Genomic DNA, 14,834 nt, shown 5'->3' on the forward strand with positions numbered 1-14,834 from the left:
ATCAAATTGCACTCCAGTGATTATCCCACTGGACCGATGATTGCTGAGTTGATTTCTCATAAGGCTTGCGCTGGCTAACCACACTGCCCGCCCCAGAGCTTAATCGAAACTCACCATCAAACAGCACAGCACCAGAAGCGTCAGATAATGCAGACAGTTCTACTAATTCTTTGGTCTCTTTCGACCAAATACCGTAGCAATTGCCTCTTGGCGAAGTCGCAATAATCCAATCGTCTGACGCCGCAATACTGGCGATATAGTGATTGAACCTTGCCCATTGCTCAGGCTCTGCGTTCAGTGATTCAAACTGGCCGCCTTTAGTATGCATCGCCAATAGCGAAGGATACTCATCTGGTTCACCACGATATTGCTGGCCACAAAGTACCGTTTCAGCACCATCATGGGCTAAATGTCGAATGCTCAGCTTCTTATCCAACAATTCAACCTGATCAAGTAACACACCTTCAGGAGAAACATAACTCAAGCTCGGCAGCATCGAATCGAGGTTTTTCGGTGTTCTACCATCAGTATGAACGCCACCAACGCCGATCGCGAGATTACCATCCGGCATGATGATCACTTCATGTGGGCCGATACCGAAACCAGTGAACTCTTCGACCTTACGATAGCCTTGCGCGACATCGTAAACGCCAATCACGCCTTGGCTGGTGTCCGTTTTCCCTTCGGTGGCATACAGTAACTTGCCATCTAATGAGTAAACCCCATGACCATAGAAGTGGCGGTTGTTACCTTTGACGACCATTTTGATCTGCTGACCGTTTTTATAGTCAAACACCATAAAATAGTCACCAGGACGACGAGCAAAAACCACCGCATGCGATGAGGTTGGGCAAATCGCGACGCCATGGCCACGATTGGGGATGGGAAGTTGGCTCAGTGGCATGCCAAATTCGTCAGCCACAACTGCAGAATATTGACCACGACCATTAAGCGCACAGCCAATCAGTTGGGGATCGTTCGACGCACTCACCCCATCCTTTCGAGTCGCACACCCAAACGGAAGCAATGGAACAGCTGCACAACCCAGTGCAGCCTTGAGTAACGATCTTCTCGTATTATCAGTCACCATCGGTAGCATTAAATCCTATTACCACGCCAAGCTCTATCGCTACTTCTTCATGAATCAGGTACTTCAAACGTTCTAGTTTGTTGTATTGAGTCAGCACCTCTCGGTAGCCCTCTTTGCTCTGTAATAGAGTAAACAAGCTAGAGTCTGTAGGCCAAGTATCTAAGGTTAGCGTGAACTGGGCAGCTACACGATCGGCAAGGTCATTTAAGCCCTTTTCTCTCAATAAACCATCAAGACCATTACCATCTGCTAAGTACAATTTCTCTAGCGCCGCTACGTTCGATTTCAGCTGAGTCATTGAGGTTTGAGCGCGCCATGATTCCGAGAAGTAAGGGCGTGGATGACCAATTTTAGCCATCGGACGACTCAGTTTTTTCATGCTGTAATCAAGTTGATTGGTCAACAAAGCGATGTACTCCGATTCCCAACGCATCTCGTCCAGTGCTAACCACGGGTTAACCTGCCAAGCTTCAGCAATAGAGGCCGATTTCATCGCCAGGTTTTGTGCGATAGCTTGTGAAGATAGACAACCTGAAGCTTTGTCTTGAAGCAATGGAGATTGCTCGTCGTACAGAGACCACTCCAAGGCGCCAAGCCCTTGAACAGTCACACTCTGCTGTGCGATTTCATCTTGTGACCAAGCTTTATCTTGCTGAGTCAGTTGACGCATTTTTAGACCTGTGGTGTTCTTTTTGTCTGGCCAAAACTGAACATTCCAGCTCTGTTCCAATGCCGCTGTTGGGCCTCTTTCTTGTCCTTGCAGTGCCATCCAGCTGTTCATGGTGAGCTGCCACTGATTTTCCAACGCATCCAGCTCAATATTGTTGGTTTCACAGTAACCCTGCATCAAGACTTCCAGCTCACCGGCTTGCTTAGCGAATAGCACGGCTGAATCAAACTCTTGTTGATACACGCTACGGCTGATATGAGCAGTCGTGTCTGCTTGATAAGAGACACCGTTAACCTCAGATGAAGCCGTTTGCTCACCCGATGACTGGCAGCCTGCCATGATTAATACCGACAAGGGCATTAACAAAAATTTATGTGCCATGCTGTTACCTTACTTCCTAGTTTTTCTTTTAATTATATGAGTTCAATAAATATGAAACGACCGCTGGCCTCGTATTCCTACAAGTTCAGCGGTAGTCAGTCTTTTGTTAGCGGTTTTCTTAAGTAACTAAGCCGTTGGCTTAACTGAATTCAAGACAGCCTATAATGAGTCCAAAAACGCTAGTAGTGCTTCGCGTTCACTGCTACTCAAAGCTAATACTTTTTGTTTTGCCATTTCTGCTTCACCACCATGCCAAAGTACCGCTTCCATAACGTTTCTTGCGCGACCGTCATGAAGTAAGAACGTATGACCGTTCACTTCTTTGGTATAACCTAATCCCCAAAGTGGTGTGGTACGCCACTCTTGACCATTGGCAAGATACTCAGGGCGATTGTCCGCTAAGCCTTCACCCATGTCGTGTAGCAACATGTCGGTATATGGGCTAATTAACTGATTAGATAATGCAGACAGACCTTCTCGCTCTGCCGTGCGGAATTCGGCCTGGTGACAGCTTTGACAACCAACGTCTTTGAACAGTTTTTTACCTTGTACGACAGCTGGGCTATCGACATTACGACGAATAGGTACTGCGAGATGCTGCGAATAGAACTCAACAAAATCTAAGATATTGTCACTGACTTCTGGCTCGCCACCATTTGGAAAATCATCACAGGTTGATTGCGCTGATGTGCAGTTTTCATTCGGAAATAAGCGGCTTGTCAGGCCTAAGTCACCATTAAATGCCGCCGCGTTTTGCTGCATTAAGTTTGGCTGCCCGGCTTTCCAACCAAAACGACCTAGCGCCATTTCATTGGTTTGAACATCAAGAACATAGTTAGCTTTACCCGACACACCTTGCTTGTCAGCAAATTGCTGCTCTGCAAATCCTAGAATCGTTTCTTGTGGGATACTTTCAAGCAGACCAAGACCAATCATTGGCGGCGCCACTCGAGCTGAAAACTCGGTCTTAGGATGCATCTCGCCGAAAGCAAGTTCAGTAATATTTAAAGTGGGTTTACGCAGAGTAACGACGGTGCCGTCTTTGAATTCAACAGGAACATCCGTGTAGCTAATGTTCACTTTGCCCTCTGGTTTTACACCTTGAAGCGCAAAATCTTGTAGCTGACCGCCGTACGTCGGCTCTGGAATTCCACCATCTCGAATGAAGGCTTGTCGCTGCTCAGGCGTTTCAGCCGGAATGCTTAAACGAACCAACATGGATACTGCGTTCTCATCTCCTTCTTCTGGCGCGTGACCACGACCATCTTTGATGTGGCAGTTTTGACAGCCGTTAGTATTAAATAGTGGTCCTAACCCATCACGAGCATCGGTTGATGACGGTGCAGGAACCCAAGGGTTTCTAAAGAAGCTATTACCTACGCTGAAATCCAAGCGCTTACTCATTGGTAGATTGGCTGCGGGAAGGGAAAAAGCGTTCGCTCCTTCTTTCTTCACGGTCGTTTTGCCGCCAGAGTAGGTTTCATGAGCGTGTAATGGAGATACTAAAAACAGTGCGGTTAATAGTGAGGCTGAGAGATACGACTTCATACATTGCCTTGCTGTGTTTTTGATTTTAGTTTTTATGTGGGTGTGGCTTTCTTGAGGATCAAACAATTAAGGGCTCAATCAGAGCCCTTACATTTGTGTCGGCTCGGGTTCTTAGAACTCGTGATCCGCTGTGTCTGGGTTTAGGCTATCAATGCCAATCACACCCGCAGCACGCTCAATAGCCGCTGTTTGAGACACTAGCGCAACAATTGTTTTGTTTACTAGTGCATTACCCGCAGCGTTGTCAGCAGCGATTAGCTGATCGAAGTGCTGGTTGTTTTTCTCTGCAGACGTTACTAATTCGCCTACTTGTGCACGTGCTAGGTCAAACTGCTTTTGAATCTCTTTCGCAGCTTGCTCATCTTTTTGCTCTACTAGGTCGAACAGGCTTGGGCCGGAAAGCAGAGTACCGTCTTCACGCTTGTATAGACCCGTGTAAACGTTGTAGATGCCTTGCTCGTTGTAGTAGTGAGAGTTGTGCGTGTTATCAGAGAAACAATCGTGCTCGTCTTCAGTAGAGTTTGCTTCTAGTGCAACCTTCATACGCTCACCCGCTAGCTCACCTAGAGACAGTGAACCCATGCCAAACAGCATTTTACGAAGACCATTCTCGCTAGATTCTGAAAGAAGCTCTTGACGGTAGTTGCCTTTCTCGCCTTCAGCCCACTGCTTTTCCATCCATTCTAGGTCTTGGATAAGTAGCTCAGCAGATGCTTTTAGGTATGCGCCACGACGGTCACAGTTGCCGTTAGTACACTCAGCGCCAACAACGAAATCAGTGTAAGCACGCTCACCTGCACCGCTGTTTGTACCGTTTAAATCTTGGCCCCAAAGTAGGAATTCAATTGCGTGGTAGCCAGACGCTACGTTCGCTTCAGAACCACCGATCTCGTTCAAGTCTGCGATTAGCTCAGGGGTGATGTTGGTTGCATCAACGGTAGTCTGACCAATTTGGAAAGTCTTGTTAGCCACGATGTTTGCGCTAGCGCCTTCGTTACCAAGTTCATATTGGTAATCAGTCGAAACATAATCAATCAGGCCTTCATCTAGTGGCCATGCGTTCAGTTGGCCTTCCCAATCATCAACAACAGCGTTGCCGAAGCGGAAAACTTCTGACTGTTGGTATGGTACGCGAGACTCAAGCCAAGCTTGTTTTACTTGTTCGAAGTTGCCAGCAGAAGGAGAAGCTAAGAAGGTATCAATAGAAGAGTTCAACGCTTTTGCTGTAATTACTGAATCTGCAAACACTGCATGCGCAATATCTGCGTAATGTTCTACAACTTGATCTTGAGTTACTGCTGCGAAAGAAGAAGCAGAGGCAAAAATGAGTGACGAAGTTACGGCTTTTGTCACTAAAGATTTAATGGTCATGAAGCATCCTTGTTGAGCTTTAAATTATTATTCGTAGTAATAGTGCAAACCATTATCATTTGCACTACGGATTGAAATAATACAAACTTACAATTTTATTGCAAGATAAATACAAAAAAACCTCACATATGTGAGGTCTTTAAACATTTTTATGTTAAGCGTAACAAAGAGGCTAATCAGATATCCAGATTATGCTTACCGTGTGAGACTTTTGCCTTCAGGTAGCTTTCATTACCCGATTTGATATGAGCAGAGGTATTCACCACTTCTTCAATCTCAATACCAAAAGATTTTAGCTCATTGATCTTCTTAGGGTTGTTGGTGACTAAGCGGATTTTTGTAGTACCTAAGGCGCGTAGCATTTCAGCAGCTTCAGTAAAATCGCGTAGGTCATCGCCAAAACCTAGGTGGTTGTTGGCTTCATAGGTGTTCATGCCTTCGCTTTGCAGACGGTACGCATCGATTTTGTTGTACAAGCCAATACCACGACCTTCTTGGCGTAAGTAAAGAATCACTCCACCCGTCTCACCCATAATTCTAATGGTTTCGTCTAGCTGCTCACCACAGTCACAGCGAGAGGAATGGAAAACATCACCAGTCAGGCACTCAGAGTGCATACGAACAAGAGGTATGTCTTGTGTCTTGTCTGCTGATTTAAATATCACAGCAACATGCTCTTTATCTGTTTTCAATCCATGAAAAGACAGAAGTTCAGCATCTATACTGCTTGTTACCCCTACTTTGAAATCTATTCTGGCACGCACTTCCGCCATAGCTATACTCACTTGAAAATTCGATGTATTTAACGACGCTACATTATATGTCTAGGCAATATTTTGTAGCTAACTATCTAATGATAGACACTATGAGGCTGTTAACAATTTTTTTCAAGGTCGACCTTGTACAAATTGTTATAATATAACAATTATTTTTCAAGTAAGAAAAAACCCCACATTGGGATGACCAACATGGGGTTATAAATTAAACAGTTGCGGCTAAAACTACACTTTTTTACAGAACGCTCAACTTACTTGAGTTTGCTTCCAGATGACAAGTTGCACCCAAGCATTCTCTAATTCGGTTAGCTCTTCTTGCGTAAGCGTAGAAATGCTCGACTTAGCACTGTATCTCTCTGCCCATTTATCTGACTGGACATGAGTATGGAACTCTTTCTTTAAATTTGAGATTACGTTATCCACAGATACATCCTTATATAGCAGTGCTTAGCCTTTATAATCGGTTAATGTTACAAAATACAGGTCAGTTGGTAAACAGTAATACACAATTTTTATGAGCTCTTCCTAACACTTTTTACTGATAAATATATAAATAAGAGAAATAATAGGCTCGGTAGCAACCAAAGTAATAGATTTGAAACCTTCATCGCCGGCTTATAAAGTACAAATTCACCAAATCTTTCCGTCATATATCGAGTAATCTCATTATTACTCTTCCCTGCTTTCACCATATTGAACACAACAAGGCGTAAGTCTTTTGCTATTGGTGAGTTGGATTCAATCAGATTTTGGTTTTGACATTGTGGGCAGCGTAACGTTTTCGCCAAGCTAATAGCACGTTGCTGTTGTTCTGGGTTTTCAAACTCAAACAGTTCAACTTGAATACTCGTCTCTGTATTACTGGCAGTAAACAGATCTTCAGCCATGGTTGAAAGGCTAATCACTAAAAGAGCTGACAGCATAAACAAGGTTTGTATTAGAGACTTCATCATCCATTCACACCATCAAAATACATCGCAAGCTCATCTTTCCATACCATTTCATTAATCACGCCCAATAGCTTTTTAATGATCTGGCCATTGGCATCAACCAAATACGTTTCAGGTGTGCCGATTACGCCCAACTCTAACGCTAACTTGCCTTGAGGGTCACTGATCACGGTTAAGTACGGGTTGCCATCGTTCGATAACACGTTAATCGCAGCCCCAGAGTTATCTCGATAATTGAGCCCAACGATGGGAATGCCTTTATCGTGAAGTTGAAGCAAAAATGAATGTTCGGTTTTACATATCCCGCACCAAGATGCCCATACATTAACCAGTTGATAAGGGTGCTGCGTGACATCAGTAAGCGTAACTTTCTGCTGACCACTGACGCCTTCACTATTCACTAACGCACTCGATGTAAATTCTGGAAATGCCCTTTGTTGTTCAGACACCATGGTCGATTGCTGCTTATTATCAAGCGCAAAGACAAATCCCAGCACCACAATCAATGCTAAGGCAATTAGAGTAATTAGCTTGTTACGAACGCTGTTATGCATACTGTGACGCCTTAACGGTTTTCTTTTTACGATGAGTCAATGAGAGCAAAGCGCCGATAATGGAGAACAGCCCACCAAACCAGATCCAGCGCGCATACGCCTTATACTGAACACGAAATGCGTAAGCGGTGGAATCGACTTTCTCGCCCATGGTGATATAAACATCGCCATGCCAGAACCACTTCATTGCAGGCTCACTCATGTTCATAACACGAACTTGGTAGTGTCTTCTTTCTGGCGCGATGGAAAAGCTTTTCTCGCTAGCATCTAATTCGAGTATCGCTTTTTCTGCAGTAAAGTTGGAGGCGACATAGAGCTCGGTATCACGATGAGAGAGCGTCCAGCCCATAAACTCAACCTCTTCACCTGGGCTCAATTTGTAACTTCGCTCAAATGAATGGTAACTGTTCATCGCGGCACCTATCGCTAATACTGCGACACCCACATGCGCCAACGTCATCACCCATACTTTGCGTTGAAACTTAGAGTTGCGCGTTACCGCTAAGCCGTAAACATGAGTCAGGGCTACCCAAAACGCAAGTGACCATGTCATTAGCACCATCACTTGGATCGCTTCAACTTGCAAAACATAAGTTACAAAGCCAAGACAGAGAGACAATAAGGCAATAATTCCAATCACACCTTTCGACGCTTGAGGTTTGATACTGAGCAATGGCGCTAACCCTATCACTCCCATCGCAAGCAGAGCCAATGGCGTAATAAGAAGATTAAAGTAAGGTGCGCCCACAGAGATATTTCCAAGGCCAAGTAATTCAAAAACCATTGGGTAGAAGGTACCAAACACCACCACCGCCGTACCCAGTACAAATATAAGTACCGCCACTAAACTCAAAAAACTTTTACTCGCAAAGCTAGTGATTGGATTCGACTCGAAAGATTCACCACGAACAATAAGAAGAGAAAACGAACTCACTAACACCAAAACCAGTATCAGCAACAGCGCGATACCTTTGGTTGGGTCAACAGCAAAAGCATGAACGGAAGTGAGGACGCCAGATCGAACAATAAAAGTACCGAGGATACTTAAACAAAACGTAATGAAAGCAAGGCTAAGTGACCACTTCAGCAACTGTTGCTTGCCTTTAGCAACACCCAAACTGTGCAATAGAGCGGTTGATGTTAGCCAAGGTAATAGGCTGGCATTTTCTACCGGGTCCCAGAACCACCAACCACCCCACCCTAACTCGTAGTATGCCCACCAAGAACCAAGAATGATCCCTGCGGTTAAAAAGATCCAAGCGACCAAACAACAACTGCGACAATGAGCGACCCAATCGAACTCAATCGGATCCACCAGCAAAGCGGCCACAGCAAATGCCAAGACCACAGAGAAACCAACATAACCCAAATACAACAGAGGCGGATGGAATATCAAACCAACGTCTTGCAGCATTGGGTTAAGGTCACGCCCTTCAAGTGGCAAGGTCGAATTCAGTTCAAATGGGTTCGAAGCAAATAAGGTAAACCATGCAAATATCGCGAGTAACACATTCATCACCCACAATACGCGGCTCTGATACTCAGAAGAATATTGCTTTTGTAGGGCAATCACACCCGACCAACAGCTAATGGTTAAGACCCAAAATAGCAATGAGCCTTCATGTCCAGCCCACACAGCGGCCATTTTGAAGAAGGTGGGTAATTGAGTATTGGAGTGTTCTGCAACATAGAGGATGGAAAAGTCGTCACCTACAAAGGCATAGCCAAGTAAAACGATAGCGCCAATGGAAAACAAAGCGCTAGAGAGGGAGAAACTGCGAATTAAAGCCACATTTTGTGCTTGTTTAGTTAGCATTTGATACATCGAATACACAGCGATAATGCTGCTGAGAACAGCGACTAAAATTAAACTAAACAGCCCCAAAGAACCGACCATATCACCTCAATCAGGCTCTACCTAAGCAGAACCAAGTTAAACCATTATTGGCATTGATTGCTCAACTAGCTGATGTAACTCAACTAGCTATTGCTACTCAGCGAAAAGAAATTTAGTGAGCAGATGTTTAGTATCCAACATCCACTCACTTATAACCTTGAGCGAAATTAAGCTAACGTTAATTGTCCTGCATAAAGGACAAACGTTCGCAGCATTAATACGCCCATTAGGCTTAGTGAAGTCACCGAGAAAATATACACAGTACTATGGCGAACCGATGCTGGTGTCACGGCATTCAGCAACAAGGGTAAAACCATACCCACACCAATTACGCCATACCAGAACCAACTTGCCCAGAAACCACCGCCAATCGCGTTCCATACTGCCTGCTCACTTTGACCACCAGCGAAGATAAGCCCAGTGAAGAAAGTAACAAGGACAAACAGTTCAAACATAACAACAGGACGTTCGAAGCCGTGGATCCAAGAAATACTCGCACTATGCGGAGACTCCTTAAAGACCAACACACCAAATAAAATACATGCCGCCGCTCCCGAGGATAAACTCGAGAATAAGAACAATATCGGCAACACTGGGTTATTCAGCATTGGGAAGGTATTTAGCGCAGAGAGTAAGAAGCCAGTGTAAGCCGCAAGTAATAGCGCAAGCACAGCTAAGAATATTTCAAAAACATTCTCAAAAGATTCTAATTTGCCAATCCAGTTACTGACAAAATCGAGTCGCCCTTTTAACCATGCTTGATCACTCAAGAATACGGCAATCTGATTTCGGAATATAATGCCGATCCAAACAAATAGGATCACCATATACACTTGGAATAAGATCACACCCATCGACATCACTGACGTCGGATTATAAAAGATCATGATCTTCCAAAATGATAGTGGTTTCGTCAGGTGGAAAACCAAGATCAATAAACCTGAGATGATCCCGAATGGTGCTAGAAAAGCCGTTGCCTTTAATACACCATTATTCGCTGGATCGTCCTCAATCACCTTTCTCTTAAGGTAAATCGAGATCATCACTGCACCCGCTGACATACCCGCCAAAAACAGATAGATAGCAATGATCCAGTCCCAAACCACGGTACCTGATTGAAACGCTGTATCCCATGCACTCATAATCAAATCTCCCCTTTTTGGTGTGGCACTTTATAGAGTTTTGGCTGAGTACCTAGATAAGCCTTATCTCTGTAAACCACTTCAGATTTAAGTACCTGGTTTATCTCGCTCTTAGGGTCATTTAAGTCGCCAAATATCAGCGCATTGGTAGGGCAAGATTCAACACAAGCAGGTAATTTACCTTGCGCAAGATTGGTATCGCGGCAGAAGTTACATTTGTCGGCCGACTTATTCTTAGGATGGAAGAAGCGCACTTGATATGGACAAGCTAGCAGGCAATAACCACAGCCGACACACTTCTCTTTATGTACATCAACAATTCCTGTCTTCTCATCTTTATAGGCGGCGCCTGTTGGGCAAACCATCACACAAGGTGCATTATCACAATGTTGACAAGAGTTACGAGTGAAACGGTAATCAACATTTGGATATTCACCTTGAGGTTCGCTCTTAATAATCTCTAAGCGCGATACGCCTTCAGGCACTTTGTTTACTTCACGACACGCCTCAGTACAAGCAGTACAGCCAATACAAGCGGTTTCGTCATGAATCATTCCATAACGTTTAGCCCCATCCTCTTGAACATTGGCCAACGTTTTACGACTTGTCACCGCTGCGGTTCCCGCAACACCTGTAGTAAAAATAACGGCACCCGCGCCAGCTAAAAAGTTTCTTCTTGAGCAGCTCATAGATTACTCCCCTTCTTTCTTCTGGTTGAAGTCTGAATGGCAATCCACACACAGCTTGATGGTTTGCTTCTTATCTAAGCCCAACACCTTTGCTTCTGTCGCATGAACATCATGGCAGTTTGAACACGTTAAGTTTTGTGCGTGTACGTCATGAGTCCAACTCGCTTCGCGCAGATCATCAGGCTTATGACAATCGATACACTGGCTATTGGCATCTAAAATTAAGCTAGGATCTAGGTAAACCTTGTCGGTACCTGGTTGTGATTGAGCCTCACGATACTTCACCACTTTAGGCGCGCCTTCGCGGTGGTCGGGGCTAATAGAACTATGACAGTCGGTACAATTTACTTCACGGCCAAGCAAAGCGTGTGCACTTTCACCATGTGAACCCAATACCGTTTCTTTTGAATCTTTATGGCACTGAACACACTTGTAGTCTTTGTCACGGATTAATTCGACTTCATGTCTTGTTGATTCCCCTACTGGCGTAACAGCAGGCTCAGCAACAGCATGAATGGAATAACCATAGAGGCAGAATGCTAGAAGGGATTTAAGCATTATGACTATGGCCAATTTAATATTGCCCATTTTATCCTTTCCTTATACCGGCATTATTTAACTCTCAACTAAATAATATTCCGGTTAAACAAAAGTACCCTTAAACGATATTATTACCGTTTAAATGATATCAATTCTTATTTTGGATAAGCCACAACGCTTTCTATAGTTAGAATATACCTCTAATTGGGTAATACGAAATTTCGATAGGTTAATCTGTGAACGCAATCACCCTATTTATATCATGGTCAATTTAGGTAATTGATTGTTATATATGATAATAATTCTCAGTTAAATTCTAATTAAACTAACCACCAATACCACTTTAGGGTTATATAAACTTCAACGTGACTAAGGTCACTGCCATTAATTGATCTGGGACAATCTATATCCAACACGTAACAAAATGTGTTTGTTTATGAATTAATATAAACAGGAATTCTCCAGTTCTTAATTTGAATAGCAAACTCACAACGCTTGGTATAAAAATCAGTATATTGGAGATATCACTGTGAAAAAGCATTGGATACGTAATTCGGTCACAGCACTATTAATGGTTAGCGCGTCATTAGCAAGCGCGACCAGTTTTGCTGCGTCTGAACAAAAAGAAATTGGCGATCCTCGTAACGATCAGTTCGAGCAAAACCACCCAGATCAATATCATTCATGGAGACAAACTTCAGAAAGCGAAACCATTGAAGACGCACTAAAAGAAGATCCCAACATGGTTATCATGTGGGCTGGCTACGGGTTCGCAAAAGACTACAACAAAGCGCGCGGCCACTTCTATGCGATTGACGATGTAAGACAAACCTTGCGTACTGGCGGTCCGACCGACGAAAGCTCAGGTCCAATGCCAATGGCGTGTTGGAGCTGTAAGAGCCCAGACGTTGCACGTGTTATTGAAGAACGCGGTGAAGATGGCTACTTCGAAGGTAAGTGGGCACGTCTTGGTAACGAGATCGTTAACCCTATAGGTTGTGCTGACTGCCATGACACCCAAAGCGATGAGTTCAAAAATGGCGAGCCAGCACTGAAAGTGACGCGCCCTTATGTTGAACGCGCTTTCGAAGCGATTGGTAAAAAGTTTGATGAGCAAAGCCGTTTAGACCAACAAGCTTCAGTTTGTGCACAGTGCCACGTGGAATACTACTTCACGGGTCCAACAAAAGGTGTGAAATTCCCTTGGGATAAAGGGACGCGTGTTGAACAGATGGAAGAGTACTACGATCAGATTGGTTTTAAAGATTGGACACATAAAGTCTCTAAAGCACCAATGCTAAAGGCTCAGCACCCAGGTTACGAAACTTGGCGTGAAGGCATCCACGGTAAGAACAAAGTCGTTTGTGCTGACTGTCATATGCCGAAAGTGACCAAAGAAGATGGCACCGTTTATACCGACCATAAAGTGGGTAACCCATTCGACCGCTTCGAAGATACCTGTGCAAACTGTCACACTCAATCTAAAGAGACCATGCTTAACATCGTTTCAAGCCGTAAAGCGCAAGTGCTGAACATGAAGCTGACTGCTGAGAAACAAATCGTAGCCGCTCACTTTGAAGCTGGCGCAGCATGGGAAGCAGGCGCAACAGAACAAGAGATGGAGCCCATCCTACAAGATATCCGTCACGCTCAATGGCGCTGGGATTACGCGATCGCATCTCACGGTGTTCACATGCACGCACCAGAAGTAGCCCTAGAGGTTCTTGGAACCGCGGTTGACCGCGCAGCAGACGCGCGAACTAAGATTGTTCGTCTACTTGCGAAGAAAGGCATTACCGATCCAATCGAGATTCCAGATATCTCAACCAAAGAAGCCGCTCAGAAAGCGCTAGGAATGGACATGGATAAGATGAACGCTGAGAAGCAACACTTCTTAGACACGGTGGTACCTAAGTGGGAAGAGCAAGCTGAAAAGCGTGAAGCCAACTACGAATACTAGTTTCTTCAATTAGACCATTACGTAAAAACCAGTCACACTATTATGGTGTGGTTGGTTTTTTAGGTTTTTGGGGAATACACATCAATACCTACCTCCGATCTACTCTCCAATTCAAGGAATAAACAATGAAAACCTTATTTTCACTTTCAGCATTGTGCGTTGCACTGTTAAGTTCTGGCGTTCAAGCGTCTGAGCGCGCCGATATAGGTTGGGAGTTAATTGAGAAAGGCGCATTGGTAGTTGATGTCAGAACACCTGAGGAGTTCAAACAAGGGCATCTCGACAACGCCATTAACTACCCACTGTCTGAGGTCGCAACACACTTTGCCAACATAGATAAAGACCAGCCAATCGTGTTGTATTGCCGCAGTGGTAATCGCTCAGGACAAGCCTATCAATTCTTACAAGCTCAAGGGTTTACTCAAATCCACAACGCAGGTGGCCTGATTGAAATGCAGGAAAGTAAATAGCCAAAGGCTAACGATTAACGACTAGCGATTGGGCCAAGCTTAACGGATCATCTGTTTGGCTTGGTTGATCGAGTGGATAATAGAAACACGATCAATCCCCTTCTGATTAGAGTCGAGAATTTGAGTCCAAGCATCGATCGCTTGTTGATAGCGCATACTGATGAAGTGATCGGTCGCGATTAACATCAAGGCCGTTCGATCGTTCGGATCAAGATCCATAGATTGCTCTAGCAGTTTGTTGACGTCATCACTCATCGCTTGTGAACTGAGATAATAAAGTGCGGTAGCTTTAGCGGCATACAAGCCTGAAGGCGCTTGAGGGTCTAAGCGAATCGCGTAGTCGTAACAGGTAAATGCAGCATCAAACTCCCCTTTCTGCATATAAACACCACCAAGCTTAAACCAAAGATCTGATTGATTAGGGTCTTGCTCCAAGCTCTGCTGAAGTTCATTTTGGAAATCTGTTGCTGTATAGCTGCTGTCGTCACTTGAAGTAAGTTGAGGGGCTTCTTGTTTCATCTGAGACCAAACCAGAATGCTGACTAATATCGCCACACATGAAATAAGGAGGTTGCTTTTCAGATGACTGGTTTTTCTGTTTGATGCGATCACGATTGCCACTAGAAATAGGCTCATTAGCAGCAAAGCAATCAGTAACCAGATATCCATTCCACTCTCCTTTCATTGACGCTTTACTGTACCTTTTTCTCACTAAAACAATATTGATCGAGGTTTAGCTATTGGCTTTTACACAAGTCACAGCCAAATTTTAGGTAATAAAAAACCGAGCACAATG

General features: G+C 44.3%; 15 protein-coding genes. 2 read left to right on the top strand and 13 right to left on the bottom strand.

The window, feature by feature from the left end; genetic code table 11:
* Nucleotide 1: 1 nt before the first annotated feature.
* The 12 genes from AB6E54_RS19920 to nrfB form a co-directional block, all read right to left on the bottom strand.
* On the bottom strand, nt 2-1,090 hold the full coding sequence (locus AB6E54_RS19920; protein ID WP_102332082.1) for a DUF1513 domain-containing protein: 1,089 nt from the start codon (nt 1,088-1,090) through the stop codon (nt 2-4).
* Nucleotides 1,080-2,141: an imelysin family protein gene (locus AB6E54_RS19925; protein ID WP_102332081.1), complete on the bottom strand. Its 1,062-nt coding sequence runs from the start codon at nt 2,139-2,141 to the stop codon at nt 1,080-1,082. Before AB6E54_RS19925 ends, AB6E54_RS19920 begins: the two co-directional genes overlap by 11 nt.
* A gap of 159 nt (nt 2,142-2,300) precedes the next feature.
* Nucleotides 2,301-3,689 (bottom strand): di-heme oxidoredictase family protein, encoded by a 1,389-nt coding sequence (locus AB6E54_RS19930; protein ID WP_102332080.1) that lies wholly within the window; start codon nt 3,687-3,689, stop codon nt 2,301-2,303.
* Nucleotides 3,690-3,800: 111 nt separating this feature from the next.
* Nucleotides 3,801-5,060 (bottom strand): imelysin family protein, encoded by a 1,260-nt coding sequence (locus AB6E54_RS19935; protein WP_017063566.1) that lies wholly within the window; start codon nt 5,058-5,060, stop codon nt 3,801-3,803.
* A gap of 176 nt (nt 5,061-5,236) precedes the next feature.
* A complete protein-coding gene (gene ribA / locus AB6E54_RS19940; protein WP_009848836.1) occupies nt 5,237-5,833 on the bottom strand; it encodes a GTP cyclohydrolase II in 597 nt (198 codons plus the stop codon).
* Nucleotides 5,834-6,082: 249 nt separating this feature from the next.
* Nucleotides 6,083-6,259 (bottom strand): hypothetical protein, encoded by a 177-nt coding sequence (locus tag AB6E54_RS19945; protein ID WP_017060980.1) that lies wholly within the window; start codon nt 6,257-6,259, stop codon nt 6,083-6,085.
* An 89-nt stretch (nt 6,260-6,348) separates the two neighbouring features.
* Nucleotides 6,349-6,789, bottom strand: coding sequence for a heme lyase NrfEFG subunit NrfF (nrfF, locus tag AB6E54_RS19950; protein ID WP_017063564.1), 441 nt, complete (start codon nt 6,787-6,789; stop codon nt 6,349-6,351).
* On the bottom strand, nt 6,786-7,340 hold the full coding sequence (locus AB6E54_RS19955) for a DsbE family thiol:disulfide interchange protein (protein WP_102332079.1): 555 nt from the start codon (nt 7,338-7,340) through the stop codon (nt 6,786-6,788). Before AB6E54_RS19955 ends, nrfF begins: the two co-directional genes overlap by 4 nt.
* Nucleotides 7,333-9,237 carry a heme lyase CcmF/NrfE family subunit gene (locus AB6E54_RS19960; protein ID WP_102332078.1) on the bottom strand — a complete coding sequence of 635 codons (1,905 nt, stop codon included), beginning with the start codon at nt 9,235-9,237 and terminating at the stop codon, nt 7,333-7,335. Before AB6E54_RS19960 ends, AB6E54_RS19955 begins: the two co-directional genes overlap by 8 nt.
* Nucleotides 9,238-9,404: 167 nt before the next feature.
* Nucleotides 9,405-10,379 (bottom strand): cytochrome c nitrite reductase subunit NrfD, encoded by a 975-nt coding sequence (gene nrfD, locus AB6E54_RS19965; protein ID WP_017063561.1) that lies wholly within the window; start codon nt 10,377-10,379, stop codon nt 9,405-9,407.
* A 2-nt stretch (nt 10,380-10,381) separates the two neighbouring features.
* Nucleotides 10,382-11,068, bottom strand: a complete 687-nt coding sequence (gene nrfC, locus AB6E54_RS19970) for a cytochrome c nitrite reductase Fe-S protein (protein WP_102332077.1) — start codon at nt 11,066-11,068, stop codon at nt 10,382-10,384.
* A gap of 3 nt (nt 11,069-11,071) precedes the next feature.
* On the bottom strand, nt 11,072-11,656 hold the full coding sequence (gene nrfB / locus AB6E54_RS19975; RefSeq protein WP_019822323.1) for a cytochrome c nitrite reductase pentaheme subunit: 585 nt from the start codon (nt 11,654-11,656) through the stop codon (nt 11,072-11,074).
* 481 nt (nt 11,657-12,137) lie between these two features.
* On the opposite strand from nrfB, the gene nrfA reads away from it, so the two are divergent.
* Together nrfA and AB6E54_RS19985 are read left to right on the top strand one after the other, a co-directional pair.
* Nucleotides 12,138-13,568, top strand: coding sequence for an ammonia-forming nitrite reductase cytochrome c552 subunit (nrfA, locus tag AB6E54_RS19980; RefSeq protein ID WP_170967436.1), 1,431 nt, complete (start codon nt 12,138-12,140; stop codon nt 13,566-13,568).
* Nucleotides 13,569-13,693: 125 nt separating this feature from the next.
* The gene (locus AB6E54_RS19985) at nt 13,694-14,038 is read left to right on the top strand and encodes a rhodanese-like domain-containing protein (RefSeq protein WP_102332076.1); all 345 of its coding nucleotides are present in this window, start codon (nt 13,694-13,696) and stop codon (nt 14,036-14,038) included.
* 39 nt (nt 14,039-14,077) lie between these two features.
* Here AB6E54_RS19985 and AB6E54_RS19990 read toward each other — a convergent pair whose 3' ends face one another.
* On the bottom strand, nt 14,078-14,707 hold the full coding sequence (locus tag AB6E54_RS19990; protein WP_102332075.1) for a tetratricopeptide repeat protein: 630 nt from the start codon (nt 14,705-14,707) through the stop codon (nt 14,078-14,080).
* Nucleotides 14,708-14,834: the final 127 nt, after the last annotated feature.

Origin of the sequence: Vibrio sp. 10N.247.311.49 (assembly GCF_041467655.1) — a bacterium.
GTDB lineage: Bacteria > Pseudomonadota > Gammaproteobacteria > Enterobacterales > Vibrionaceae > Vibrio > Vibrio crassostreae_C.